Source organism: Mogibacterium kristiansenii (assembly GCF_009695905.1).
Classification (GTDB): domain Bacteria; phylum Bacillota; class Clostridia; order Peptostreptococcales; family Anaerovoracaceae; genus Mogibacterium_A; species Mogibacterium_A kristiansenii.
On sequence record NZ_VUNA01000042.1, the window covers coordinates 1 to 1420 of the forward strand.

The following is a 1420-nucleotide window of genomic DNA, read 5'->3' on the forward strand; positions in this document are numbered from 1 at the left end:
CAAGCACGGGCTCCATTGCACATAAAGTGTAGCTGGTGCTATGGACATCCATTCCGATTTTTAGTATTCTATTCATAAATGACCTCCTTTTGTATGTGGTAAACCACTGTCTATTGATTTAGTCGTCAATTACAGTATAGTGGCGAATCCACGATATTACAAATGTGAGGTCATTTCATATTATCTTGTTCCTTCGTCCGGAGGCACCACGTCTGTCGGTTCTAGGGGCGCCGGCCGCGATGGAGCGTGGTACCTCACTACCCGCAAACCCTTATTCCTTCGTCCGGAGACACCACGTCTAGCGGTCCGGATGGGCCTTCGGCGGCTGGGACGTGGTACTTCACCACCCGCAAACCCTTGTTCCTTCGTCCGGAAGCACCACGTCTGTCGGGCCGGATGGGCCTCCGGCGGCGGAGGCGTGGTGCTTCACCGCCCGCAAGCCCTTATTCCTTCGTCCGGAGGCACCACGTCTTTCAGCTCTAGGGCCGCCGGCCGCGATGGGGCGTGGTGCTTCACTGCCCGCAAGCCCTTATTCCTTCGTCCGGAGGCACCACGTCTTTCAGCTCTAGGGCCGCCGGCCGCGATGGGGCGTGGTACCTCACCGCCCGCAAACCCTTATTCCTTCGTCCGGAAGCACCACGTTTATCGGGCCGGATGGGCCGCCGGCGGCTGGAACGTGGTACTTCACTGCCCGCAAACCCTTGTTCCTTCGTCCGGAGGCACCACGTCTGTCAGTCCGGATGGGATGAGGTGGGAAACGGCACGGCCGTTTCCCTTCCTCTCCACACATAAGGAAAGGAACAGCGCCGGCCGCAAGGCTCGGTGCTGTTCCTTCATCATTCACATATTTGTGTCTTCACTTTTTCCTCGGGGATTGCCTTTTGTATAAGGTAAACATTCTTTTCTTAATGATGGACATGAGCGTGTTGGCGTGGACATGCCCGCAAACCCTTGGTCCTCCGTCAGGACACGCCAACATGCTCAAGATTTTCCCGGCCCGCCGGCGCCCAAGAATGAAAGAACCTGCATCCGGAAAGCAATCTCAGCTTGACAATGAGCAAAAGCATGCTAGGCTGGGCCAGCCAGGCTGGCACGAGCGGAGGATCCGCGACGTGTCACCTGGCGGCAGCCTAATTGCATGCTCTTCGAGGCTCATAGTCAAGCTGTTGCTGAACGGTGCAGGTTTGTTCTTTTATTAAAATCCCCGAGAAAAAAGTGAAGAACCAAAAAAAAGAAAAAACCGGCGACTTCCTAATTTCCCAGGCAGCTTCCCGCCAAGTATCTTCAGCGCTGGAGAGCTTAACTTCTGTGTTCGGGATGGGAACAGGTGTATCCTCTCTGCTATAATCACCGGATTTTCCTTATTTGTTTTTTTGAAGGCTGTGCCTTCAAAACTGAATAATATCTACTGGCCATCTAA

1 rRNA gene is annotated in these 1420 nt (G+C 54.2%); it reads right to left on the reverse strand.

The annotated features are described in order from the left end of the window. Positions 1-1238: 1238 nt before the first annotated feature. Positions 1239-1355: ribosomal RNA gene (rrf, locus tag FYJ65_RS09460) — 5S ribosomal RNA — on the reverse strand. Between the last annotated feature and the right edge of the window lie 65 nt (positions 1356-1420).